Origin of the sequence: Cohnella panacarvi Gsoil 349 (assembly GCF_000515335.1) — a bacterium.
Taxonomy (GTDB): domain Bacteria; phylum Bacillota; class Bacilli; order Paenibacillales; family Paenibacillaceae; genus Cohnella; species Cohnella panacarvi.
The window spans coordinates 2526714-2551474 of record NZ_KI911563.1 but is presented as its reverse complement, the minus strand read 5'-3'; the positions used below and the strand labels follow the sequence as shown (position 1 = coordinate 2551474).

Annotated in this window: 22 protein-coding genes and 3 rRNA genes; 19 read left to right on the top strand and 6 right to left on the bottom strand. The window is 54.4% G+C overall.

Features of this window, described 5'->3' with window-relative positions; genetic code table 11:
* On the top strand, nucleotides 1–780 hold the full coding sequence (locus COHPA_RS0112260) for an ABC transporter ATP-binding protein (protein ID WP_027086456.1): 780 nt from the start codon (nucleotides 1–3) through the stop codon (nucleotides 778–780).
* On the top strand, nucleotides 761–1591 hold the full coding sequence (locus COHPA_RS0112255; RefSeq protein WP_035120743.1) for an ABC transporter permease: 831 nt from the start codon (nucleotides 761–763) through the stop codon (nucleotides 1589–1591). The genes COHPA_RS0112260 and COHPA_RS0112255 overlap by 20 nt, the downstream gene beginning before the upstream one ends.
* 80 nt (nucleotides 1592–1671) lie before the next feature.
* Here COHPA_RS0112255 and COHPA_RS0112250 read toward each other — a convergent pair whose 3' ends face one another.
* Nucleotides 1672–2028 (bottom strand): putative zinc-binding protein, encoded by a 357-nt coding sequence (locus COHPA_RS0112250; protein ID WP_027086454.1) that lies wholly within the window; start codon nucleotides 2026–2028, stop codon nucleotides 1672–1674.
* Nucleotides 2029–2247: 219 nt separating this feature from the next.
* Between COHPA_RS0112250 and COHPA_RS0112245 the strand changes: the two genes are divergently transcribed.
* From COHPA_RS0112245 to COHPA_RS0112215, 7 genes are all read left to right on the top strand, one after another.
* The gene (locus tag COHPA_RS0112245; RefSeq protein WP_027086453.1) at nucleotides 2248–3009 is read left to right on the top strand and encodes a hypothetical protein; all 762 of its coding nucleotides are present in this window, start codon (nucleotides 2248–2250) and stop codon (nucleotides 3007–3009) included.
* A 153-nt stretch (nucleotides 3010–3162) separates the two neighbouring features.
* Nucleotides 3163–3735 carry a Uma2 family endonuclease gene (locus COHPA_RS0112240; RefSeq protein ID WP_027086452.1) on the top strand — a complete coding sequence of 191 codons (573 nt, stop codon included), beginning with the start codon at nucleotides 3163–3165 and terminating at the stop codon, nucleotides 3733–3735.
* Nucleotides 3736–3883: 148 nt separating this feature from the next.
* Nucleotides 3884–4660 carry a Cof-type HAD-IIB family hydrolase gene (locus COHPA_RS0112235; RefSeq protein WP_027086451.1) on the top strand — a complete coding sequence of 259 codons (777 nt, stop codon included), beginning with the start codon at nucleotides 3884–3886 and terminating at the stop codon, nucleotides 4658–4660.
* A 17-nt stretch (nucleotides 4661–4677) separates the two neighbouring features.
* A complete protein-coding gene (locus COHPA_RS0112230; RefSeq protein WP_027086450.1) occupies nucleotides 4678–5847 on the top strand; it encodes a tetratricopeptide repeat protein in 1170 nt (389 codons plus the stop codon).
* A gap of 66 nt (nucleotides 5848–5913) precedes the next feature.
* The gene (gene sigJ, locus COHPA_RS0112225) at nucleotides 5914–6777 is read left to right on the top strand and encodes an RNA polymerase sigma factor SigJ (RefSeq protein WP_027086449.1); all 864 of its coding nucleotides are present in this window, start codon (nucleotides 5914–5916) and stop codon (nucleotides 6775–6777) included.
* Between the two features lie 98 nt (nucleotides 6778–6875).
* Nucleotides 6876–7322 carry a carboxymuconolactone decarboxylase family protein gene (locus COHPA_RS0112220; protein ID WP_035120740.1) on the top strand — a complete coding sequence of 149 codons (447 nt, stop codon included), beginning with the start codon at nucleotides 6876–6878 and terminating at the stop codon, nucleotides 7320–7322.
* Nucleotides 7323–7672: 350 nt separating this feature from the next.
* Nucleotides 7673–8095: a DUF3995 domain-containing protein gene (locus tag COHPA_RS0112215; protein ID WP_027086447.1), complete on the top strand. Its 423-nt coding sequence runs from the start codon at nucleotides 7673–7675 to the stop codon at nucleotides 8093–8095.
* Here the strand turns inward: COHPA_RS0112215 and COHPA_RS0112210 are convergent.
* Complete coding sequence (locus tag COHPA_RS0112210; RefSeq protein WP_027086446.1) at nucleotides 8060–9013, bottom strand: helix-turn-helix domain-containing protein; 954 nt, start codon at nucleotides 9011–9013, stop codon at nucleotides 8060–8062. The genes COHPA_RS0112215 and COHPA_RS0112210 overlap by 36 nt on opposite strands.
* A 225-nt stretch (nucleotides 9014–9238) precedes the next feature.
* Here COHPA_RS0112210 and COHPA_RS0112205 point away from each other — a divergent pair, with 225 nt between their 5' ends.
* A complete protein-coding gene (locus COHPA_RS0112205) occupies nucleotides 9239–10264 on the top strand; it encodes a serine hydrolase domain-containing protein (protein ID WP_027086445.1) in 1026 nt (341 codons plus the stop codon).
* Here the strand turns inward: COHPA_RS0112205 and COHPA_RS0112200 are convergent.
* Nucleotides 10261–10737: a DinB family protein gene (locus tag COHPA_RS0112200; protein ID WP_027086444.1), complete on the bottom strand. Its 477-nt coding sequence runs from the start codon at nucleotides 10735–10737 to the stop codon at nucleotides 10261–10263. The two genes, COHPA_RS0112205 and COHPA_RS0112200, sit on opposite strands and share 4 nt — an antisense overlap.
* Before the next feature lie 67 nt (nucleotides 10738–10804).
* Here COHPA_RS0112200 and COHPA_RS0112195 point away from each other — a divergent pair, with 67 nt between their 5' ends.
* Nucleotides 10805–11212 (top strand): GNAT family N-acetyltransferase, encoded by a 408-nt coding sequence (locus COHPA_RS0112195; RefSeq protein ID WP_027086443.1) that lies wholly within the window; start codon nucleotides 10805–10807, stop codon nucleotides 11210–11212.
* A 524-nt stretch (nucleotides 11213–11736) separates the two neighbouring features.
* Complete coding sequence (locus tag COHPA_RS0112190) at nucleotides 11737–12411, top strand: hypothetical protein (RefSeq protein ID WP_027086442.1); 675 nt, start codon at nucleotides 11737–11739, stop codon at nucleotides 12409–12411.
* A gap of 366 nt (nucleotides 12412–12777) precedes the next feature.
* Here COHPA_RS0112190 and COHPA_RS0112185 read toward each other — a convergent pair whose 3' ends face one another.
* Nucleotides 12778–14211, bottom strand: coding sequence for a DHA2 family efflux MFS transporter permease subunit (locus COHPA_RS0112185; RefSeq protein WP_027086441.1), 1434 nt, complete (start codon nucleotides 14209–14211; stop codon nucleotides 12778–12780).
* Nucleotides 14212–14267: 56 nt separating this feature from the next.
* The gene (locus tag COHPA_RS0112180) at nucleotides 14268–14702 is read right to left on the bottom strand and encodes a MarR family winged helix-turn-helix transcriptional regulator (RefSeq protein WP_027086440.1); all 435 of its coding nucleotides are present in this window, start codon (nucleotides 14700–14702) and stop codon (nucleotides 14268–14270) included.
* Nucleotides 14703–15060: 358 nt separating this feature from the next.
* Here COHPA_RS0112180 and COHPA_RS0112175 point away from each other — a divergent pair, with 358 nt between their 5' ends.
* The 7 genes from COHPA_RS0112175 to COHPA_RS0112145 all read left to right on the top strand — a co-directional run bounded on the left by COHPA_RS0112175 (nucleotide 15061) and on the right by COHPA_RS0112145 (nucleotide 23242).
* Complete coding sequence (locus tag COHPA_RS0112175) at nucleotides 15061–16071, top strand: FecCD family ABC transporter permease (protein ID WP_051421839.1); 1011 nt, start codon at nucleotides 15061–15063, stop codon at nucleotides 16069–16071.
* Nucleotides 16068–17102: a FecCD family ABC transporter permease gene (locus COHPA_RS0112170; protein ID WP_027086438.1), complete on the top strand. Its 1035-nt coding sequence runs from the start codon at nucleotides 16068–16070 to the stop codon at nucleotides 17100–17102. Before COHPA_RS0112175 ends, COHPA_RS0112170 begins: the two co-directional genes overlap by 4 nt.
* 50 nt (nucleotides 17103–17152) lie before the next feature.
* Complete coding sequence (locus COHPA_RS25585) at nucleotides 17153–17293, top strand: hypothetical protein (protein ID WP_156926651.1); 141 nt, start codon at nucleotides 17153–17155, stop codon at nucleotides 17291–17293.
* Nucleotides 17294–17499: 206 nt separating this feature from the next.
* Nucleotides 17500–19134: ribosomal RNA gene (locus COHPA_RS24835) — 16S ribosomal RNA — on the top strand.
* Nucleotides 19135–19350: 216 nt separating this feature from the next.
* A 23S ribosomal RNA gene (locus tag COHPA_RS0112155) occupies nucleotides 19351–22282 on the top strand.
* 146 nt (nucleotides 22283–22428) lie between these two features.
* Nucleotides 22429–22545 (top strand): 5S ribosomal RNA (rrf, locus tag COHPA_RS0112150).
* Together the 16S, 23S and 5S rRNA genes form the textbook arrangement of a ribosomal RNA operon.
* 127 nt (nucleotides 22546–22672) lie before the next feature.
* On the top strand, nucleotides 22673–23242 hold the full coding sequence (locus COHPA_RS0112145) for a YdeI/OmpD-associated family protein (protein WP_027086437.1): 570 nt from the start codon (nucleotides 22673–22675) through the stop codon (nucleotides 23240–23242).
* Nucleotides 23243–23321: 79 nt separating this feature from the next.
* Here COHPA_RS0112145 and COHPA_RS0112140 read toward each other — a convergent pair whose 3' ends face one another.
* Nucleotides 23322–23888, bottom strand: a complete 567-nt coding sequence (locus COHPA_RS0112140) for a hypothetical protein (RefSeq protein WP_156926650.1) — start codon at nucleotides 23886–23888, stop codon at nucleotides 23322–23324.
* Nucleotides 23889–24761: the final 873 nt, after the last annotated feature.

Here is a 24761-nt window from a genome sequence, read left to right as displayed (position 1 = left end):
ATGAGCATAATCGGCGTGCGTGACGTCAGTCTGAGCTATTTCACCCCGAAGCAAGAGACGGAAGCGCTGCGCGGCGTCAACATGGAGATCGAGCCGGGAGAGTTCATCAGCATCGTAGGGCCGAGCGGCTGCGGCAAAAGCACGCTGCTCTCCCTCATCTCCGGTATGCTGAAGCCGACTTCCGGCCGCGTGCTTATCGACGGTCGCGAGACGGACGGCGTCTCCCCGAAAGTCGGGTATATGCTTCAGCGCGACCATCTATTCGAATGGCGGGACGTGCTGAGCAACCTGCTCGTCGGCGCGGAGATTCGGCATATGGACCGAGAGCGGGCCGCACGGCGGGCACGCGAGCTGCTGGAACGGTACGGATTGTCCGGGTTCGCCGGACACAATCCGGATCAGTTGTCCGGCGGCATGCGCCAGCGCGTCGCGCTCATCCGGACGCTCGTCACCGATCCGGACATTCTGCTGCTCGACGAACCGTTCTCGGCGCTCGACTATCAGTCCCGGCTGACGCTGGCGGAGGACGTATTCCGAATTATTAAGGATCAGGGCAAAACCGCGGTGCTCGTGACGCACGACATCTCGGAGGCGATCAGCATGGCCGACCGCGTGCTCGTCATGTCGAAGCGGCCGAGCTCCATCATCGCCGCTTATCCGATCCGGTTCGAGGAAGGCGAAGGGCTGTCTCCGTGGAAGAAACGGGAGGCGGGCAAGTACAACGAATACTTCAATTCCATATGGAAGGATCTTGATGGGCATGCCATCGTCTCAAGATAAAAGACCCGATCCGTCCCCCGGCTATAGCCGTTACTTGAAATCGCAGAAGCGGGCGTGGTGGGGTATACTCCTGTCGCGCTTGTTGATTCTTGCCGCCTTCCTTGGCTTATGGGAGCTGGCGGCCAGATTGAAATGGGTCGACCCGCTGCTGACGAGTCAACCGTCGAAGCTGGTGACGACGTTCCGCGAACTCGGGTTCGAAGGCTCCCTCTTCATGCATACCCGGGTTACCGCGACCGAGACGGTCATCGGAATCGTCGTCTCCATGGTGTTGGGCACGCTGATCGCCGTTCTTTTCTGGTGGTCGACTTACGCTTCGAAGGTGTTGGAGCCTTATATGGTCGTGCTGAACGCGCTTCCTAAAGTGGCGCTTGGCCCGATTTTCTATATATTGCTGGGCGATGAGTACTCCGTCTACGGGATGGCCGTGGCGATCTCGCTCATCGTCACGATCATGATGGTGGAGAACGGCTTCAAGGAACTCGCGAGGACGAAGCTTCAGCTCATGGAATCGTTCGGCGCGACGAGGCTGCAGATGCTGCGAATGGTGATGCTGCCCGCAAGCGTCCCGAATTTGATCGCCACGTTAAAGGTTAACGTCGGATTGACGCTCGTAGGCGTCATTATGGGCGAGTTTCTGTCGTCGAAGGCGGGATTAGGGTACTTAATTATTTATGGGGGTCAAGTATTCCAGATGAATATGGTCATGGTAAGCATCTGCATGCTTGCGCTCATGTCCGTCGTCTTGTACGGCATCGTTAACGTCATCGGCAGCTATATGTTGAAGAAGGGATTTCACGGGAGAACGTGAAATCCCTTATCTGTATTTTTACGCCGGACAAGAATCCATCGCTGGAACGCACGGGCATGGGAATTTATTGTTCTTAGCGGTCATTTTATGGATTCTACAATCCGATTGTAGGCGCTCTGGAAGAGATCCGGGTTAGGATCTTCTCCGAGCCGCTTGGGTACGTCAAAGTCCGATAGATCGAAATGATGCTTTGGTTTAACGTCGTGCCGAGCCAGACAACTCCTGCAGCAGGCCAACGGGCAACCGTCGATGGCAATGATGTCGCGTCCCGACTTAGCCGTTCTGACGAGCGGCTTGACGTCGCCTCCGACACCGGCGATGCAGGACATTTCGGCGATATTCGCTCGATCCATGGCGATCGCAATCAGGTTAGCGGTCTGAGCCGCCGAGGAACATCCGGAACAGGAATAGACAAGAGGCAAGTCTTTTTTATTCATAGAGCACTTCTCCCCGTAACAGCGTAATACTTGGAAGTATAACCCGAGCTTACGGACAGAAGTGTGAAGTAGGTCACTTTTCGCCCTCAACTAAATGGACGCCCGCGACGAACATGAATGATCGATTTTCCTCTGTTTAATTTGAAATCGTGCGACCCTATCGCTACAATGAACGGTAAAGAGGCGCAATTCATTTATTCTACTAAAGGTGGATGAACGATGAGCTATGCATTCGCGATCGAGCCGAGCGGCGGCTATACGTCTTTCTCGGACGGGGAAGAAGAGTTGGATAAATGCCGGGAGTGGGGACTGCTTTCCGAGAAAGCGGCGAAGACGAAGACGTTCGCGTACAAAAGAGCGGGACAGTCCTGGACGTGCAACGTCGTCGGATACGTAGATTCCGTCACTGCGGTCATCTCGTTCGATAACGGTCGGCTTCATTGCATCCATCCTTCTTATTTGAAAGAGATGCAGGCGGCAAGCTTCGGACAGCGGGGATCGGCGACGGACAGCGGGGGCGAGGCGACAACGGCTGCGGATGAAGAGCCTCAAGAGGCGGCTGCCCAAGCGACAACGGAAGCCGTGGCTGCAGCGCCGGTTGCTAAGCCGGCAGCGGCGGAACCGGCGAAACCCCAGGCGGCGAAAGAGCCCGCGGCTAAGGGCGGCAAGAAGCAGAAGCTGCAGTTGCCCGAAGAGAAGGTCAAGATGACGGCGATCGTCAAGGAGTTTACGACGGTGCCGAACCATTTTACCGAGGAAGACGACGAAGTCGTGATCTATGAAGCGGTGGCGATCTTGGAGCCGGCGCTCGAAGTCGGGGATGCCTGGTCGAGCCACAGCGCCACGCTGAAGAAGCTCGAGCTCGCGGTCGGCGATAAGCTCGTTTTCGACGCGAAGATCGCGGCGAAGAAGCTGCTGAAGCATCCCGTCCCGTATAAGATCAACAACCCTAGCAAGATTCAGAAGAACGCGGAAGCATGATGCAACCGAACCGGGGGAAGTCTTGACATATTCGCGCATAAATGACCATAATAAGGAAAATAAACGGCAGGGAAGCACCCCGCAAAGTCGAACACGGAATCGGTGTTTCTTTGCGGGTGTTTCTTATGAGATGAGCGAAGGAGGAGCATAGCGATGCGTCGGTCCAAGCCCCCGGAACGCCCTGCGAAAGTAAAAGAGCAGCAGGAGAGCTACTCTTTGATCGATGAACGGTACGAGATTATCGGCGGAGTGCGATATGATTTTCTGTCCTCTCCTAAGTACGCGCACCAGAAGATTCTCACGAATTTTTATCTGGCGTTCCATGGCGCTTGTTGTCAGGAGGGAGAGATCCTATTGGCGCCGATGGATGTGCACTTCGATGAAGAGAACATCGTGCAGCCGGATGTCATTTACATCTCGCGTGAGCGGTTGGATATCATCAGGGACGGTTTCGTCTTCGGCGTGCCGGATTTGCTCGTGGAGATTTTGTCCGAGAGCACGGGACGTCACGACAAGACGGTTAAGAAGAAGCTGTACGAGCAATTCGGAGTCAAGGAGTACTGGCTGGCTGATCCGATGTATCGGACCGTCGACCAATTCGTGCTGAGGGAAGAACATTACGAGTTGGCGGCGACTTTGCAGGAAACCGAAACGTTGGTGTCCGCAACCGTTCCTTGCCTTGCGATCGATTTAAGCGGCATTTTCCCCGCCGATATGCGTCAATAAGGAGAAGACCAAGGAGAGATGCCGAGACTCGCCGCAGTCTCGGTTTTTGTCGTGCTTGTTAACGATTTGCCGTTGTGACAAAATTTGCTGTGTTAAGATAAAATGAATCTTCAAAGAAGCAATCGACTGCAGTTCACGGGAGGCGGGCATGAACAACTATCGCGTAATCGTATTGGACTTGGACGGGACGCTTCTGAATTCGAACAAAGAAGTATCCGAGCGCAATCTGGCGGCCGTGATGTCTTGTTACCGCAAAGGGATGAAGATCGTCTTCGCCACCGCCAGGCCGCCCAGAGCGGTCAAGCGGTTTCTTCCCGACGCACTGCTCGAAATCGCTTCTTTCATCTATTACAACGGTGCGCAGGCGTACTGTCCGCACACGAACACGGCTTTCCACGAATCGATTCCGTCCGAGGTTACGGCGGAGATTACGGACTATTGTCTGAAGCGCCATCCGGATTTGGAATTGTCGATGGAGGTTCGCGACGAATGGTTCAGCCTGCGGGAACACGATTATCGCGTCACGATGAACGCGGAGGCGAATCCGATCGTTATACCATTAGACGAATTCAAACAACGCGACGCGACGAAAATACTGCTGTCCGGCGCATTCGAGGGTACTCCGCTATATGATTCGTTCCGCCACCTGGCCCATATCCTGTACACGGATAACAATCGGCTCGTGCAGGTGATGCCTCCGAACGCTTCGAAGGAGCAAGCCGTCTTGAAACTATGCCGGGGCTATGGCTTCGAGATGGATTCCGTCATGGCTTTCGGCGACGATCATAACGATCTGGGGCTTGCCCGCGCGTGCGGATATTCGGTGGCGATGGGGAACGCGATCGACGAACTCAAAGCCATTGCCGACGAAGTCACGGCCAGCAACGATGAGGATGGCGTAGCTGCCGTACTCGAGAGATTGTAGAAAAGGTGGAAACGTACATGGCAGGGATAAAGAGTTGGACTCGCAAAGTATCGATAGCGGCGCTCGGCCTCGCGATTGCCGGCGCGCTTATTCAGGTTGCGCCGATCGCGCGGGCTGCAGGCGCCGGAACGGCCGTCATCCAGAAGGAGCCTGAGCAAGCCGTCTATGTCGAGGATCTCCCGAACGGAGAAGCCATCGCCGCGGCGCTAAGCAAGTTTATTGCGAAAGAAATGAAGCCGGCGAATCAAGAAACAGCCGATTGGGGAACCGTCCCGATGATGGAGGTGTCGTTGGGCGGCTTGCCGACCGGGTATACGCGAGCATTCGCGGCATTCATCTATACCGGCGACGAAATCGAGCTCCTGTTGCTGGCTGCCAATGCCAAGGCGACGCAGTTCACGCTGCTTGCGCGCGTATCCGGGGGCACGGACGAAGGGTCGTTGTTCATTAACACTTCCAAATTAAACGTTACGTATCAGAGGGACCGGCTGAACGTGTGGTCGCAAGCGCCGTTTAGGGCTTTCTCGTCCTTGGCGGTACTCGAGTGGAACGGCAAGACGTTGCGCGTTCTATCGCATGAATACGACGATCCGACCCAGCGGTTCTACGATGCGAAGCGCAAGCTGATCGAGAAGAAGGACATGAAGGGCCTGCTGGCCCAAGAAGCGGAAGGGTGGGTAGAGTACCCGGGCTTCTACCAAGAATATTACGAGCTCGCCGGTCCGGCTTTGCTGCTGTCTTACGACAAGGCGCTTGCCTTCTACAACAAAGACGTGAAGACGGCGATCCGATACTTGGATTACGGCTTGCGGCAGTACGGGGATACCTATCTGATCGACTATGCCGGCGGCAAGGTGACGATAGCCGAGATCGTAGGCGAGCCGGATGCTTTTAATCCTCCGACGATCGGCTTCGATAAGTACGTGGTTATTCTGAACGATTATGCTTATTTCCTGACTTTAGCCGGGCGGAATAAAGAAGCGAAACCCATTCTGGCGAATCTGATTAAACTCGTGCCCGGAAGGGTCGTCGCTTACTTGAACCTTGCGGACGCGGAATGGTCGCTCGGGCAGAAAACCGCCGCCAAGGGTCACTACAAGCAGTATTGGAAGCTGCTCGGCAGCAAAGCCGCGAAAGTCGCCCCGAAGCGGGTGCAAGAGCGCATGAACGCGAAGCTGTCACAATAACGCAACCTGCGGAACCTATTAGGTAGCGGGACTACGCGCCCGAAGCGACGATCGAGGTGAAGCGCGATGTATGAAGCTTTATATAAGGAATACGGAAGCCGGATGAGGGGGATCGCCTACCGGATGCTCGGTTCGGTATCCGATGCCGAGGACGCGGTGCAGGATGTATTCGAGCGGCTCGCCGCCGCAGAGCCCGTCGAGATGCAGCATCCGAAAGCGTATTTGGCCAAATTAACGACGAATCGCTGCCTTAATATTCTGAAGTCTGCCCGAAGGCGCAGGGAGCACTATGTCGGACCTTGGCTGCCCGAGCCGATCGTCGAAGCGGCAGTGCCCGGACCGGAAGAACAGTTAGCAAGCCGAGACGATGTGTCCTACGCATGGCTCGTGATGCTCGAACGATTGACGCCTGCCGAACGCGCGGTGTACGTGATGCGGGAATCGTTCGGCTATGAGTACGGGGAGCTCGCCGAGATGTTGGACAAGACGGAAGTCGGCTGCCGCAAGCTGTACTCCCGCGCTGCCGCCAAGCTGAAGGACGTGCCGCGTGCGGCGGAACGGCCGGATCCCGGGCATGCGTCGGCATGGATGCTGGCCTTCCTGAAGGCCGCGCGCGACGGGGATTTCAGCGAAGTGACCGCGCGTCTGGCGAAGGAAGCGATGCTCGTCTCCGACGGCGGAGGCAAAGTTCGTACGGCCGTTCGGCCGATCTACGGGGGCGACAGAGTGGCGGCGTTTTTCCAAGGGTTGTTCAGAAAAGGGTCGCTGTCCGGGGAATGGTCGCCGGTGCTCGTGAACGGACAGCCGGGACTCTTGCATCGCCGTCCGAGCAACAAGAAGACGATGACCGTTGCCTTGGACGACTCGAATCGGATCGTCGCGGTGTACTGGATACAGAATCCGGATAAACTTATTCGGATTCGCGCGTAAAGCGTCACAAACGGGAATCCTAAGTTGTCATAGGTTATGCAAGCTTCAACAATCCTATTGCAACTCTTAAGGAGGAACCATCCATGACAACGACGACTTTGGAACAACGCATCGATTACACGAAGGTCGCGCCCGAGCTATTCCGGCGCATGCTGAATCTGCAGCAATACACGAGCGAAGCCGGCTTGGACTTCAAGCTGGTCGAGCTTGTCAAAATCCGCGTCTCCCAGCTGAACGGCTGCGCCTACTGCCTGGACATGCACACGCATGAGACGCGTTCGAAGGGCGAGACCGAGCAACGCATCCATTGCTTGGCGGCATGGCGCGAAGCCCCGCTCTACTCCGACGAGGAGCGCGCGGCGCTTGAGCTTGCCGAGACGCTGACGCTGCTCCCGTCCCGCCACGTCAGCGACGAATTGTTCGCTCGTCTCCGCAAGCATTGGGACGACAAGGGCATCTGCGATCTCATCGGCGCCATCATCATGATCAACAGCTGGAACCGGCTCGCCGTATCGCTGCGCAGCATGCCTCCGATTCGCGGATGAAATATCTCTTTGCCATACCGGAGTCCCTCGAAGGGGATTCCGTTTTTTTTATTTTCGCGATTGCTAGCCTTTTTCGCCTCTTGTATGATCATTCGTACAAATTCCCGAGCCAGTCACCTCCGCGTGCCGCTTTGTACGATAAGTCGTACAAAATCCCCGAATCAGCCAACCACGCCCCCTGCTTGTGCGATAATTCGTGCAAATGCCGGATTCAGCCCCTTACAGACTCCTTTTAATACGATATCTCGTACAACCCGCAAACAGCCACATATTTGTCAAAGCGCGCCGGTTCGCCGCCGAAATAGCATGTTAAACTATGGTAAAACGACCATTGTTGGAGGGTGATTAACGTGAATGGGATTCTCGGGTCTGTGGCGGCATTCCTTCTCTTCGCGCTTAGCTTTATCCATGTGTATTGGGCATTCGGCGGCAGGCGGGGAGGCGCGGCGGCAATACCTCGCAAGCCCGGCGGAGAAGCGTTGTTCAGGCCGAGAGTGCCGGAGACGGTCGCCGTCGCCATAGCGTTGCTCATTGCCTGCGCGGCGCTGCTATTGCAGACTCGGATCGTCACGTTCATGGACGCGAACTCGTATATCCGGTTCATCTGCATCGTATGCGCGTTCGTCTTCTTCCTAAGGGCGATCGGCGAATTCAAATACGTCGGGTTCTTTAAACGGGTTAAACATACGCCGTTCGCCGTTAACGATACGAAATATTACAGCCCTCTCTGTTTGTTCTTATCTTTGGTTTACCTTGTCGCGTTGATCGAATAGAGGTCGTCTAACCCCGCCGTCGTCAGGCCGGCGGGGACTATTAACGGGAATAAACAACTCTACCTCGCAATAATCCTCCCTGGCAACCGCCAGATCGATGTGCTCGAAGAAATACGGCGCGCAATGATAGTAAGGCGACGTCGGCAGCCATCGGTCGATATACTCCCACAATTGTTTAAGATGGCTGAATGTAATCAGGTTCGCATGGAAGTCGCCGACGTATTTAAAGACGATGTAAGTGTTCGCGGGCAGTTGCTTGATCGAGTAGCCATCCGGTACGCCGCGGGTGGAGTGAACCTCGGAGGACGGCGTATATTCGGAATACTCCGGATCGGCGACCATCTCCGTTAGTCCGATATAGACGGTGTCATGATTCCGATTCGGGATAAGCGGACGATGTTGGTAGAAGTAGTAGTTGCCGACGTGCGTCGCCGTCTTGTTGGTTAAATTCGTCTTTGCATGAATGAGATAGGTCAGCCCGACGACCGTGAACGCAGGCTTGACGACGAAGGAAGGCTCGAACACGACGCCGCCGGCCACGCCCGCGAGACGAGACACGTCGTATTTCTCGACGATCCGCAAGCCTTCGGTTTGGGTGCGGAACGCGGCCGGAGTGACGCCGAACTGTTTCTTGAAGGCGCGTATGTACGTCTGCTCATACTGAAAATGGTACTCCGCGCATATGTCGATGATTCGCAGCTCGGGTTGAAACAGCATCGGGACGCTATGCGACAGCTTGCGCGCCCTGATGTATTCGGCAAGCGGCATGCCCGTCGCGGAACGCATGATCCGGTGAAGATGGAATTTGGAGATGTGCATATGAGCCGCAACCGATTCCAATGAGATCGGCGACTTTATATTCGCTTCTATATGGTCAACGACGGCTTCGATCGTATGTAAGAGAGACTGGGCACGCATGTTGCGCTCCTTATTAGGCGAAAGAAAATAGCAAGATTTGTTCATCGCCGATTGGGTAATTGTGGAATAGTTAGATTATACACGAAGAAGCGAGTGATATTTGCTAAAGATGAGCCGGATTATCGATAAATCCGTCACGGATATAAGAAAGTATCAGGACTATTGAGAGCGACACGGAATCGCGATACGGCAAGATTCAATTGATTAACGGGGAGGAGAAGGCACTTGTTAAGCGGCAACCCGTCGCCGGCGTACGATGAGTTAATCTCTTACGTCGAGCGTATCAACCGTTCGAACGGAGGCACTTCCTGCGCGCTGTTCGTGATCCAGAACGATCAAGTCGTCGCGGAGCATTATCGCGGAGTAGCTGGTTCAAGGCCGACCGAGGCCGATTCGCAGTACAACGTCGCTTCCGTACGCAAAAGCTATCTCGGGTTGGCTGCGGCATGGGCTCTCCACGATGGCGCTATCCGATCGTTCGACGACCCGGTACTGAACCATATTACGGCGGAGCAAGATGATCGGGTCGCTCTGGAAGGCGTAACGATCCGGCATCTGCTTACCCATACGCACGGAATAACCCTGGACGTTAACGGACGACTCGCCAGAATATTCGACCCGGGTTTGGCCTGGGACTACAACAACTTGGGCATAGACCTGCTGTGCGATTTGCTCCGGCAAGCGACGGGCTCTTCCATTGCGGAGTTGCTCGAGACCCGGGTTTTCCAACCAATGGGCCTAAGGGAGACCAGATGGCAGACGACGCCGTCGGAGAAGCTTGTCCCCGTCGTCGGCGATCATGGTTCCGCCATCATATTGGATCCGAGGAATGACGGGAGCGGCGGCAACCTATTCACGTCGGCTAGAGAACTGGCGTACTGGGGGTATTTGCACCTGAAGCTTGGCCGTATCAACGGCAAGACGATCGTGCCGGAGCCCGTCGTCCGCACGGCGATCACCGTGCAGACGCCCGCCTGGCTGCCGGCCATGTATCCGCGTAACGGATGCTTATGGCTAGTGAAGAAAGGAGAAGCGGCCGAGTGCCTGATCGGCCAAGACGTCCCCAAGGACTCTTATGAGATCGTAGGCGTATACGGGCCGCTCGTCTTGGTTGTTCCGGAGCTCGATCTAGTGGTCGTGCGCATGGTTAACCGAGTAGGAAACTACGGGGATGCCAAAGGAACATACATAGACTACTTGAAGGAATTCAGCAATAAAGCCGTTGGTTGCGCGAAGAGAGTGTTCGTTTAGACGCCAAGCAGCTTTTTATAGTGTTTAATGACGCTTACGTGCATTCCCTCATGATAGAGGTTAAAGCTCAACAGTTGCTCCAGCGTCCCTAGAACAAAGCCTGCGGACGTTGTGTACGGCGGAACGACCGCTTCTTGCATTCGATCGGCCAGCTCGACCTGAATACGTTGCGATTGATTGCGCAGCAGCGTCTCCAGCTCGGGCAGGGTAGGCGGCGTTACGCTAGCCGGAGGAGTCAGGGGCGTCGTTCCGTATTCGAACAGCTCCTTGAAGCCGTTCGGCATATGCAGCGGCAGACCGGCATATTGGAAAGCAAACCTTTCTTGGACGACGTAAAGGTGTCCGAGATTCCAGCGGATATGGTTACGGAACCCTTCCGGAATGCGGTCGGCTATCTCTTCCGTAACGCCATCCATCGTCTTTAACGTAATGCCGCGCGCTTTCGCGAGTTGATCGAATAAATAGTGCGCCATCGCCTCAACAACTCCTTATTAGGTAGAAATTTACGGATTATTGTACCATATACATGAGGTGTAGTAGATGAATATTGTATGGGCTACCGACAAAGATTATGAAGTCATATGCGAGAGAGATCGCCATTTGCCCCATTCTCTTGTCCGGCAGAAAATAGACAATCGAGAGATTTACATGCTGCGTGATGCGGACGGAACGACGATCGGCTGGATGAGGTACGGATACTTCTGGGATAATACGCCGTTCATGAACATGATCTGGATCGACGAACCGCATCGGGGACAAGGTATTGGCAAGCAAGTCGTCCTGCACTGGGAGGGCGAAATGCGCAGGCGGGGCTTCCGGCTCGTCATGACTTCGACACAGTCGAACGAAGAAGCGCAACACTTCTACCGGAAGCTCGGCTACAAAGACGCCGGATGTTTGTTGCTGCCCAACGAACCGCTCGAGATGATCATGATCAAGTCGATTTAGTCCGGGGACTCCGGCACTGTGACGAATTAGCGTTGTCACACAACGTTACTGCGGCGCACTTCCGGGACAGAGTCGAATTAGCGTTGTCATACAACGTTATTTCGGAGTAGCTCCGGGACTGTGACGAATTAGCGTTGCCATACAACGTTACTTCGGAGTAGCTCCGGGACAGAGTCGAATTAGCGTTGCCATACAACGTTACTTCGGCGCACTTCCGGGACAGAGTCGAATTAGCGTTGCCACACAACGTTACTTCGGCGCACTTCCGGGACAGAGTCGAATTAGCGTTGCCACACAACGTTACTGCGGCGCACTTCCGGGACAGAGTCGAATTAGCGTTGCCACACAACGTTACTGCGGCACACCTCTTGCACTGAGTCGAATTAGCGTTATCACACAATGCTGAATGTTGCACAATAAGTTAATTTTAAGTATAATTTTGACAAACGCGTGAAGCACACCGTCCAATTCCCGATTCGGGAGTTGGGCGGTTATTTTTTTATCCTAAGGAGGAGTGGCGAGTAATGAGTAACTTCGAAAATGCGTATGTAAAATGGCTGGATATGCACAAAGCTTCAGCTGGTGGAGAGAGACTGCGTAGATTGAACAAGCGTCATGGTTTCGGGGAAAAGTTGTTGCTAGAACAAGGATGGTGGCCCGTGCTAGGAACGCTAGAGCATTTACATCCGGAGTATGAATTTATAGGAATCAATGGCGAACGATATTTTATTGATATTGCCTTTATCCTAGATTTAAAACTAAAACCAACTGCTTCGGAAGCGGATGGTTTTAGTTCCCATGCTCGAGATATTGATAGAGATCAATTCTCGCGTGCGCTTGATCGTCAGAACGAGATCGTGCTATCCAATTGGAATATCCTTCGATTCTCGATTGACAAGCTTAAAGAAAATTCCGACGCTTGTCAGAATACGATTCGCAGAATGCTTGTGTGCTGGTATGGCAAAGAAGACACGTTTATGCGTGATTTGAACATTTATCAGCGTGAACTTGTACGGGTGGCTATACGTTCAGCTATCCCGTTTACTGCGGAAGATGCTCGAAATATACTCGGAAAGAAACACAATTTTACAAGAGCTACTCTTCAATCCCTTATCCAGATGAACATTCTTGAAGCTGCGTCCGGCAATCAACGAATTCATCGATATCAGCTAAGTGCAAGCAGGAACTGGAGACATTAGTTTGTTACACAAATAGCGTTGCCACACAACGTTACTTCGGAGTTGCTCCGGGACTGTGACGAATTAGCGTTGCCAGACAACGTTACTTCGGCGGACTTCCGGGACAGAGTCGAATTAGCGTTGCCAGACAACGTTACAGCGGCGTAGCTCCGGGACAGAGTCGAATTAGCGTTGTCACACAACGTTACTGCGGAGTAGCATCGGGACTGTGTCGAATTAGCGTTGCCAGACAACGTTACTTCGGCGGACTTCCGGGACAGAGTCGAATTAGCGTTGCCAGACAACGTTACAGCGGCGTATCCATGTGGGAATAGGGGCGCCAAAAGAAAAAGGTGGACAAGGACAACCCTTGCTCCACCTTTCGTATTATTGCTGCGCCTGCGCTTCCGATGGGGATGGAGTTTGCTGCGGCGTTTCCTGAGGCTTGACTTTTCTAATGAAGAACGCAAGCACGAGTGCGGCTACCGTCATCCATGTAGCGACTAAGAACGCCTGGTTGATTCCGTAAGTCGTCGATAGCATCTGAATCTGCACGGGATCGGTCTCTCCGCCGGCCATAAGCGTCTTCGCATGAGAGCTTGCACGGTTCGTCATAACGGTCACGAGCAAAGCGGTGCCGAGCGCGCCTGCGACGTTCCGCAGCGTCTGGGACATCGCGGAGCCGTCGGCGTTCAGGCGCCGAGGGAGCTGGTTAAGTCCTGCCGTCTGAATCGGCATCATGAGCATCGACATCCCGAACATGCGCAGCGTATAGAGCAGCATCATGTGGCTATAGGAAGAATCGATGTGCAGGTCGCTGAATTCGTACGTCGTGGCCACAGTGATCGCCAGACCGATAACGGCCAACCAGCGGGCGCCGATCTTATCGAAGATCATTCCCGTGATCGGCGACATGATCCCCATCAGAATCGCGCCGGGCAATAGGAGCAAGCCCGATTCGATCGGCGAGAATCCGCGAATGTTCTGCAGGAAGATCGGTAACAGAATCATAGCCGAGAACATCGCCATCGTAACAATGACGTTAATGAGCGTCGTAAGAGAGAACATCGAATATTGGAACACGCGGAATTCAAGCAACGGTTTCCGGGTCAAGAGCGATCTCGTGATGAAAAGCAGCAAAGATATACCGCCTACGACTAAGCAGGCGATAACGATCGAGCTGCTCCAGCCGTCTCGGCCGGCGTCGCTGAAGCCGTACAGCAATCCGCCGAAGCCAAGCGTAGACAGAATAACGCCAAGAACGTCCAAATCCGGATTAGAGGTCTGAATGACGTTTTTCATGGCATAAGCACCGAAGACTACCGCGATGACGGCAAGCGGCAGGATGATGTAGAACAGCAGTCGCCAATCATAGTGCTCGACGATCCAGCCGGACAACGTCGGACCGACGGCCGGCGCGAAGATCATCGCGATCCCCATGAGGCCCATCGCTTTCCCGCGTTCTTCCACGGGGAAAATCGTAAGGACGACGATCGACATGAGCGGCATGAGGATGCCCGCGCCCGCCGCTTGCACGAGCCGACCGGTCATCAGAATTCCGAAGTTGGGGGAAATGGCGCATAGGAGCGTCCCGACCGCGAATAAGATCGAAGCAATCAGGAACAAACGCCGCGTCGTGAATCGGTTAATGAAATAAGCGCTGATCGGCACAAGCACGCCGTTGACGAGCATATAGCCGTTGGACAGCCATTGGATCGTATTCTCGGTAACGTCGAGATCCTTCATCATCACAGGCAAAGCGACGTTCAGTACCGTCTGGCTTAGCAGCGCCACGAATGCGGCGATAAGCAAGGAAGCCATAATCGGACCTCTTCGCAACGTTTCTGTAACCATTTTAGTCATACTGTACTTCCTCTCTAGCTCGTTTTAATAATGCGAATAATTTCTTTCTGAAGGCGATGCCACTCCAGAAGATCCTGATCGGAAAGCTGCAGCAGCGGCTCAAGCATCGCAATCCTCGTCTCCTCGGTGGCCTCCCTCAACTCCCAGCCTTTGTCCGTCAAGTTCAGCGTCATCGCCCTGCGGTCGGCTTCCGTTCGTTCACGCGAGACGTAGCCGGCTTTGACCATACGATCGATAATTCCGCTCATTGTAGAGTTGCCGATGCTCATTCTGTCGGCAAGGTCGGATAATCGAATATTCGGATGTTCGGACAATTTGCCGAGAACGATAAGCTGCACGGGGGAGATTCCGTGCTGGGTAGCGGCTTTATGCAATAAATGAAGAAACGCTTTATTAATTTCACGGTGCGTGTTCAAAATTTGCTGCAGTTTGCTGTGATTGTCGTCCAATAGCATTCTCCTTAATTATTTCGCATGCGAAGTATTATCCGCCCATGATCGTTCGAAGTCAATGACCAATTCATGAAAAGTCAGGTTTTACTCAGCATTTCACCAATTCGTTCATATAATGCGACTCGCAGAGCAATTTCAACTTTGGCCTAGCCAGTATCCGCCATCCGAAAATACCGCAAACTAGCCTAAACGCAAGCGACTCGCAGAGTCCCGTGTTGACGCTGAGAATTATTATCAAATACAATGAAGGAACGGATTCACGGGCTCTTCAAGCACGATGCAACGAACAAAGGTGGCAGTTATGGGGACGAACAGTCAGCAAGGCGCGGAAGTCGACGTTCGAACGGCCGACGCGATGAACCAAATATACGCGCGTCCTTGGACGGGGACGGCAATCATCGTCATCGGCTTGATTGCTCTGGCGCTCGGGATCGCAATATGCGTCAATTACGGATATCAGGACATTAAGCTCATCACGGTGTGGGAGGCGATCTTCCGCTTCGATCCGGATTCGGGCGAGCATCAAATCATCCGTGCGTTGCGGCTTCCGAGGGTGCTGGGCGGAGCGATTATCGGTGCCGGCTTGTCGGTTGCCGGAGCGATCATGCAAGGGATGACCCGCAACCCGCTCGCGGATTCCAGCCTGCTCGGATTGACGGCCGGCGCCGGGTTCGCCCTAGCGCTTGTCTTCGCGTTCTTCCAAGGGGTATCGTTCAATGTACTTCTTCTCATTGCTTTTCTGGGCGCTGGCGTGGGTGCCGTATTAGTGTTCGGCCTAAGCTCGATGGCCAGGGGCGGGATGACGCCCGTGCGGCTCGTGCTTGCCGGCGCTGCGGTCACGGCGCTGCTCACGGCGATAAGCGAAGGGATCGCGCTGTATTACCGCATCGGTAAAGACTTGTCCTTCTGGTATGCGGGGGCGATCGCCGGCATTCGCATGTCGCAGCTAGAGATCATGTTCCCATGGGTAGCCGTTGCGCTTCTGGGAGCGATCGCGCTCTCCCGGTCGATTACGCTATTGAGCTTGGGAGAAGACGTCGCGCGCGGACTTGGCCTCCGCTCGGGACGAGTCAAGCTGGCGGGACTTGCGATCGTCCTCATCTTGGCGGGCGCAGCCGTAGCCGTAGCCGGAGCGATCGGGTTCGTCGGCCTGTTGATCCCTCACGTTACGCGCAAGTTAGTCGGCGTCGATTATCGCTGGATCATTCCTTGCTCGGCCGTGCTTGGCGCGCTGCTCGTCATTATAGCCGACTTAGCGGCCAGGATGATCAATCCGGGCTCCGAAGTGCCGGTCGCCGCGCTGATCGCCATTATCGGCGTTCCTTTCTTCCTTTACCTGGCCCGCAAGGAGGAAAGATCGCTATGATTCAAGATACATACGTCCTATCGGATTCTCAGAAGCGCGAACGCAGACGGATCACGATCATGTTTACGATTCTCTCCGTTCTCATAGTCGCCGTTTTCTTGGTCAGCATGAATACGGGGTCTATTCGGCTTACTCCAATAGAGGTTCTGCGCACGTTGTTCGGCGAGGGAACGAGCGATCAGGATTTAATCCTTTTCACTTTTCGGTTGCCGCGCATCGTGTTATCGGTATTGGTCGGAGCGGGACTCGGCGTTGCCGGGTGCGTCCTGCAGGCGATCACCCGCAATGCGCTGGCGGAGCCCGGGATTATCGGCATTAACGCAGGAGCGGGGTTGTTCGTGCTTGCGTTCACGGCTTTCTATGCTTCGCCTGCTGCATCGCCGGTGTACTTGCTGCCGCTCCTTGCATGGGCGGGAGCAGGCTTATCCGCGGTCATCGTTTTCGGCCTATCCTATCGCAAGCACCGCGGCTTCTCGTCTACGCGGTTGCTGCTTAACGGCATCGCGATCACGGCGGGAATCAGCTCGATGACGATCGTCATTACGCAGCGTATCGATGCGGAGCAGTATCAGTTCTACGCGCGGTGGATATCGGGGACTTTCTCGGGGCAGGACTGGAAATTCGTGATGGCGGTGCTTCCTTTCTTAGCGGTATTAATCCCTTATGTCATGTATAAATCTCGAACGATTAACGTTCTTAACCTCGGACAGACGATGGCCGTCGGCCTCGGTGCACGCGTGACGAGGGAACAGGTCGGCTTGCTGGCCGCCGCGATCGGACTCGCGGGCGCGTGCGTCTCGGTCAGCGGAAGCATCGGCTTCGTCGGTCTGATCGGACCGCATCTGGCCCGGCGGTTGGTCGGGACGAAGCATCAAGTGCTTGTGCCGGCTTCGGCGTTGGTGGGAGGATTACTCGTCATCGGTGCGGATACGATAAGCAGAATGTGGCTGCAGGACACGCCTACCGGCGTTATCGTTGCCATTATCGGCGCTCCGTATTTTCTATACTTAATGATTCGGTCGAAAATGTAGGCGAGTAGCCGGTTAGGCGTTACGCCCGAGTTCGCCCGGAGTCTAAGTCGATGAACGTTCCTACCCGCGATTCGATATGGGGAAATTTGCGCGTTGCGTTGTCGCGCGGGCCGAGGTATGATGTAATTCCTGCCTCGGACGACGAGGCGGGCGCGAGAGCGGCGATGGCGGCAACGAGAACGAAATGGTAAAAACTTATAGTTGCATTCGTAAGCCGGACGCGGTAAGATGTAATTCCTGCTTCGGAGAACGAAGTACGGACGAGAAACCAGAAGATAGGCAGCTTGTTCTTTGAAAACTGAACATCGAGCGTAATTTACGGTAATAAAACGTTCACTTCGGTGAACAAACCAGCAATACAGATTGAGCCGAAAGGCTCTTCGATAAAGGTTCAACTTTTATGGAGAGTTTGATCCTGGCTCAGGACGAACGCTGGCGGCGTGCCTAATACATGCAAGTCGAGCGGAGTTATTCCTTCGGGGATAGCTTAGCGGCGGACGGGTGAGTAACACGTAGGCAACCTGCCCACAAGACCGGGATAACATTCGGAAACGAATGCTAAGACCGGATACGCAAGCCCGGGGCATCTCGGGCTTGGGAAACACGGCGCAAGCTGTGGCTTGTGGATGGGCCTGCGGCGCATTAGCTAGTTGGCGGGGTAACGGCCCACCAAGGCGACGATGCGTAGCCGACCTGAGAGGGTGAACGGCCACACTGGGACTGAGACACGGCCCAGACTCCTACGGGAGGCAGCAGTAGGGAATCTTCCACAATGGGCGCAAGCCTGATGGAGCAACGCCGCGTGAGTGAGGAAGGCTTTCGGGTCGTAAAGCTCTGTTGCCAGGGAAGAATAAGGGCTAGTTAACTGCTAGTCCGATGACGGTACCTGAGAAGAAAGCCCCGGCTAACTACGTGCCAGCAGCCGCGGTAATACGTAGGGGGCAAGCGTTGTCCGGAATTATTGGGCGTAAAGCGCGCGCAGGCGGTCTTTTAAGTCTGGTGTTTAAGTGCGGGGCTCAACCCCGTGACGCACTGGAAACTGGGAGACTTGAGTGCAGAAGAGGAGAGCGGAATTCCACGTGTAGCGGTGAAATGCGTAGAGATGTGGAGGAACACCAGTGGCGAAGGCGGCTCTCTGGACTGTAACTGACGCTGAGGCGCGAAAGCGTGGGGAGCAAACAGGATTAGATACCCTGGTAGTCCACGCCGTAAACGATGAGTGCTAGGTGTTGGGGGGATCGCCCCCTCGGTGCCGAAGTTAACACATTAAGCACTCCGCCTGGGGAGTACGGTCGCAAGACTGAAACTCAAAGGAATTGACGGGGACCCGCACAAGCAGTGGAGTATGTGGTTTAATTCGAAGCAACGCGAAGAACCTTACCAGGTCTTGACATCCCCCTGACCGGTCTAGAGATAGGCCCTCCCTTCGGGGCAGAGGAGACAGGTGGTGCATGGTTGTCGTCAGCTCGTGTCGTGAGATGTTGGGTTAAGTCCCGCAACGAGCGCAACCCTTGAACTTAGTTGCCAGCACTTCGGGTGGGCACTCTAGGTTGACTGCCGGTGACAAACCGGAGGAACGGGGATGACGTCAAATCATCATACCTCGGCCCACTGCATGCTTCGGGTGGGCACTCTAGGTTGACTGCCGGTGACAAACCGGAGGAAGGCGGGGATGACGTCAAATCATCATGCCCCTTATGACCTGGGCTACACACGTACTACAATGGCCGGTACAACGGGTCGCGAAGCCGCGAGGCGGAGCCAATCCTACCAAAGCCGGTCTCAGTTCGGATTGCAGGCTGCAACTCGCCTGCATGAAGTCGGAATTGCTAGTAATCGCGGATCAGCATGCCGCGGTGAATACGTTCCCGGGTCTTGTACACACACCGCCCGTCACACCACGAGAGTTTACAACACCCGAAGTCGGTGGGGTAACCCGCAAGGGAGCCAGCCGCCGAAGGTGGGGTAGATGATTGGGGTGAAGTCGTAACAAGGTAGCCGTATCGGAAGGTGCGGCTGGATCACCTCCTTTCTAAGGAGCCCTTAGGGGCTATACAGATTACCGTAAATGATTGCTCGGTGTTCAGTTTTGAAAGGCCAAGCGAAAGCATGGTTTTTCAATCCTTGTACCTTGAAAACTGGATAGCGAAACAAAGCGCGAAAGAATGAAACATCTCTAGCCTTATCTAGTGTCGTCGACATCGACTGAGAACAACCGGCTAACGCCGATTGTCACAGTACGAGTCGTGGTTAAGCTAATAAGTGCGCACGGAGGATGCCTAGGCGCCAGGAGCCGACGAAGGACGCGACGAACAGCGATATGCTTCGGGGAGCTGTAAGTGAGCTTTGATCCGGAGATTTCCGAATGGGGAAACCCAGCCGAGGTAATGCTCGGTTACTCATCACTGAATACATAGGTGATGTAGAGGCACACCAGGGGAACTGAAACATCTAAGTACCCTGAGGAAGAGAAAACAACAGTGATTCCGTCAGTAGCGGCGAGCGAACGCGGATTAGCCCAAACCAAGGGGCTTGCCCCTTGGGGTTGTGGGACGTCTCACCATGGAGTTACAAAGGGATAGGGTAGACGAAGAGGTCTGGAAAGGCCCGTCGTAGAAGGTAACAACCCTGTAGTCGAAAGTCTATCCCCTCCGAGACGGATCCCGAGTACCGCGAGACACGTGAAACCTCGTGGGAATCCGGCAGGACCATCTGCCAAGGCTAAATACTCCCTGGCGACCGATAGTGAAGCAGTACCGTGAGGGAAAGGTGAAAAGCACCGCGGGAGCGGAGTGAAAAAGAACCTGAAACCGTGCGCTTACAAGAAGTCAGAGCCCGATCTAGGGGGTGATGGCGTGCCTTTTGTAGAATGAACCGGCGAGTTACGTTCACGTGCAAGGTTAAGTCGAGGAGACGGAGCCGAAGCGAAAGCGAGTCTGAATAGGGGCGCTATAGTACGTGGTCGTAGACCCGAAACCGTGTGATCTACCCCTGTGCAGGGTGAAGGTGAGGTAATACTCACTGGAGGCCCGAACTCGTGAGCGTTGAAAAGCTCTGGGATGACGTGGGGGTAGGGGAGAAATTCCAATCGAACTCGGAGATAGCTGGTTCTCCCCGAAATAGCTTTAGGGCTAGCCTCGAGGTTGAGCATCATGGAGGTAGAGCACTGATTGGGTGCGGGGCCCGCAAGGGTTACCAAGTCCAGTCAAACTCCGAATGCCATGCATGTATACTCGGGAGTCAGACGGCGAGTGCTAAGATCCGTCGTCAAGAGGGAAAGAGCCCAGATCATCAGCTAAGGTCCCCAAGTGTGTGTTAAGTGGGAAAGGATGTGGAGTTGCGAAGACAACCAGGATGTTGGTTAGAAGCAGCCACCATTTAAAGAGTGCGTAATAGCTCACTGGTCGAGTGACTCTGCGCCGAAAATGTAACGGGGCTAAACACACCACCGAAGCTATGGCATGTACCTAGTGTACTTGGGTAGGGGAGCGTTGAATGCGGGTTGAAGTCAGACCGGAAGGACTGGTGGACTGCATTCAAGTGAGAATGCCGGTATGAGTAACGAAAAGATCAGTGAGAATCTGATCCGCCGAAAGCCTAAGGGTTCCTGGGGAAGGTTCGTCCGCCCAGGGTAAGTCGGGACCTAAGGCGAGGCCGAAAGGCGTAGTCGAAGGACAACAGGTTGAAATTCCTGTACCACCGTAATCCGTTACGAGCGATGGGGGGACGCAGGAGGGCAAAGACGCAGGCTGATGGAATAGCCTGTCTAAGCAGTGAGAGGTGTGTGTAGGCAAATCCGCACACTGATACCTCAAGCTGTGACGGGGAGGGAAAATTACAGTACCGAAGGTCTTGCACCCACGCTGCCAAGAAAAGCCTCTAGCCAGGAGAAGGTGCCCGTACCGCAAACCGACACAGGTAGGCGAGATGAAAATTCTAAGGCGCGCGGAAGAACTCTCGTTAAGGAACTCGGCAAAATGACCCCGTAACTTCGGGAGAAGGGGTGCCCCGGTAGCGTGAATAGCGCGAGGGGGCCGCAGTGAAGAGGCCCAAGCGACTGTTTAGCAAAAACCACAGGTCTGTGCCGAAGCCGTAAGGCGAAGTATACGGGCTGACGCCTGCCCGGTGCTGGAAGGTTAAGGGGAGCGGTTAGGGGTAACCCGAAGCTGTGAACCGAAGCCCCAGTAAACGGCGGCCGTAACTATAACGGTCCTAAGGTAGCGAAATTCCTTGTCAGGTAAATTCTGACCCGCACGAATGGCGTAACGATCTTGGGCGCTGTCTCAACGAGAGATCCGGTGAAATTTTAGTACCTGTGAAGATGCAGGTTACCCGCGACGTGACGGAAAGACCCCATGGAGCTTTACTGTAACTTGATATTGAACTTTGGTACGGTCTGTACAGGATAGGTGGGAGCCTATGAAATGGGAGCGCAAGCTTCCATGGAGGCGCCGTTGGGATACCACCCTGATCGTATCGGAGTTCTAACCTGTCGCCATGAAGCTGGCGAAGGGACCGATGTCAGGTGGACAGTTTGACTGGGGCGGTCGCCTCCTAAAAAGTAACGGAGGCGCCCTAAGGTTCCCTCAGAATGGTTGGAAATCATTCGAAGAGTGCAAGGCATAAGGAGCTTGACTGCGAGACCTACAAGTCGAGCAGGGACGAAAGTCGGGCTTAGTGATCCGGTGGTACCGAATGGAAGGGCCATCGCTCAACGGATAAAAGCTACCCTGGGGATAACAGGCTTATCTCCCCCAAGAGTCCACATCGACGGGGAGGTTTGGCACCTCGATGTCGGCTCATCGCATCCTGGGGCTGAAGTAGGTCCCAAGGGTTGGGCTGTTCGCCCATTAAAGCGGTACGCGAGCTGGGTTCAGAACGTCGTGAGACAGTTCGGTCCCTATCTGTCGCGGGCGTAGGAAATTTGAGAGGGGCTGTCCTTAGTACGAGAGGACCGGGATGGACGCACCGCTGGTGTACCAGTTGTTCCGCCAGGAGCACCGCTGGGTAGCCAAGTGCGGAAGGGATAAGCGCTGAAAGCATCTAAGCGCGAAGCCTGCCTCAAGATGAGATTTCCCAATTCGTAAGACCCCTTGAAGAACACGAGGTTGATAGGCTCGGGGTGGAAGCGCGGCAACGCGTGGAGCTGACGAGTACTAATCGGTCGAGGGCTTATCCTAATGACAACGGATGGCCAAGATGTTTCAATCTTTCACCAACGCTTTGGTCGTATCGCCTTAACAGGCTTTACGGTTCGAGCCAGCTAAAGCTGCTCGATTTCGCATCCAGTTTTCAAGGCGCAAGCCTTGAACCACATGACTTCTGGTCTGGTGGCGATGGCGGAGGGGTTCCACGCGTTCCCATCCCGAACACGACCGTTAAGACCTCCAGCGCCGATGGTACTTGGACCGCAGGGTCCTGGGAGAGTAGGACGTTGCCGGGCCGGAGAATGAAGAGAGAAAGCACCCTGATAAGAGGTGCTTTTTTGCTGTTTCAGGCAAAGGCATAGAAAACTTATGATATAGTAAACTCATGAATACGAACGGAGTAATAGACGGGGAGAAAACGATATGGAAATCGAGAATCTGTTGCAAGCCAAATCGAGAGAAGAGCTCAGGGGTTGGCTTAGGGAGCACGGTGCAACGGAAAAGTCTTGCTGGGTGATCGCGAGTATGTCTCCTAATCCGGAAACGGTGTTATACCTAGACGCGGTCGAAGAGGCGTTGTGCTTCGGGTGGATCGATAGCGTGAAGAAGAAAATATCCGATACCCAGATGGCTCAGCGCTTGTCTCCTCGAAGCAAGAAAAGCTCGTGGACCGAATTGAACAAAGAACGCGTCCGCCGCCTCGAGAAGCTGGGCTTAATGACGGACGAAGGAAGAAAGGTTCTTCCCGATATGAATCCCGATTCTTTTCGAATCGATAGCGTTATCGAGCAGAGACTGAGAGAGGACAGCCAAACTTACGAGTATTGTATGGCTTTCCCGCCCCTGTATCGCAGAGTTAGGATCGATACGATACAAAGCGTGAAGAATCAGCCGGAATTGTTCGCAAGCAGACTGGATAAATTTATCGAGAACACGAAAGTGAATAAAATGTACGGCCAGTGGAACGATGACGGACGCCTTCTGGATTACTAAGATCGAGTGCAAACCATATATAATTACATATTAATATAGCAACGGTTGAGCAGAGGTGGACACTGCTCAACCGTTTATTCTAGCGATCGCTCGGAGCTAGGCCCGGACAATTGCCATTCTGTGCGGTCGTCTTGCCGTCCTTGCGCTCGTACTTCGACGTAAAGCTTTCGTCGGCGTAGCAGACGGGCGGCGCGGACGAACCCTCTTCGATCGATTGCACTTTCCAGGCGCCGTTTGCGCGAACGACGTTGTACGTATAGGACGTCTCCTTGAACGTAGTGAGCGGAGGGAACGTACCAAGTTCAGGCTTGTTTCGATTCACCAGCACGGTCGCATCGCGGCGAACGCGCTTGTTGATGCGCATCTGATACTTATCGTCCGATATTTTGACCGATTCGTTAAGCATATACGTCGGCATGCCATAGACAATAGACTCGTCGTTCTCGGGCGAATATCGGGCGAGTCCTCCAAGGCGCGTGCCGGAAGGCGTCAAGTCTCCGTAAATTTCGGCTTCAACGATGTTATATACCGAATTCTCCTCGGAGGCGCTGACCGGATGCGTCACGTAGGGGAGAAGAGGCTCCATGGAGCGGTCGTTCATCGCGTCCACCCAAGCTTGCTGATAGTTGTCCATTAATTCTGACACTTCTCTACCCTCCAATTCCTCTGGCGAGAGTCCATCGGGGGGAGACGCGGATGATTCGGGGGCGGGAGACCCCTCTTCGGCAATGGGAGCTTCCGATTCGCCCACGGCGGCTGTCGTCTCAGAAGGCGTCACATATGCAGCAGCGGTTGGAAGGGTATTGGAGGATGCGCCGCCGCTTCCAAATTCAATTCCGGAAAAATAAAGCGCCCCTAGCATAATCGCCAGCAACAAGACGATTGCCGCAAGCGTGGTATATAACGGATGGATTGGTCCGCGACGCTCGGTAAGCAACTCCGACATTTCGGCGGGACCAACCTGATCGTAGGATTCCGTGGATGGTACGGATGGGATAGGCTCGGGCGCAACAATCGCTGCCGGTTGCGGATCCGACCGCATTGTCGGTAAAGGCGAATGAGCTGGCTGAATAGGAAGCGGAGCCGACGATGACGGCGGCGCAAGCTCAGGCATCGGCGAGCCCGCCATAGGCGGTAATGGCCGTTCAGGCGTAGTTTCGGGGGTGGAGGACGATTGTAGAGCGCCGCATCCGATACAGTACTTGCTGTTAGGAGCAATGGGTGTTCCACATCTTCTGCAATCTCTAATCGTCGACCTCTCCTTCCGCAGCGAGTGCTGTTGACGCAATGTTTCCATTAAGTAGGAATGATTAGATCTTCTACTATTCTACACCCTTCAGAACAAATTTCAACAAATGAATCGAAAGGTGTAGGGCTTCGGACATAGTCGGAGGCGCTATAAAAAGAGAGTTGACATCGCTAGTGAGAACGATTATCATAGTGAATGTTGAGTCCATTGATAATGATTATCAACCTCAGTCGAAGCGATCGACAGAGGTATAACTAGGATTCGCTAATA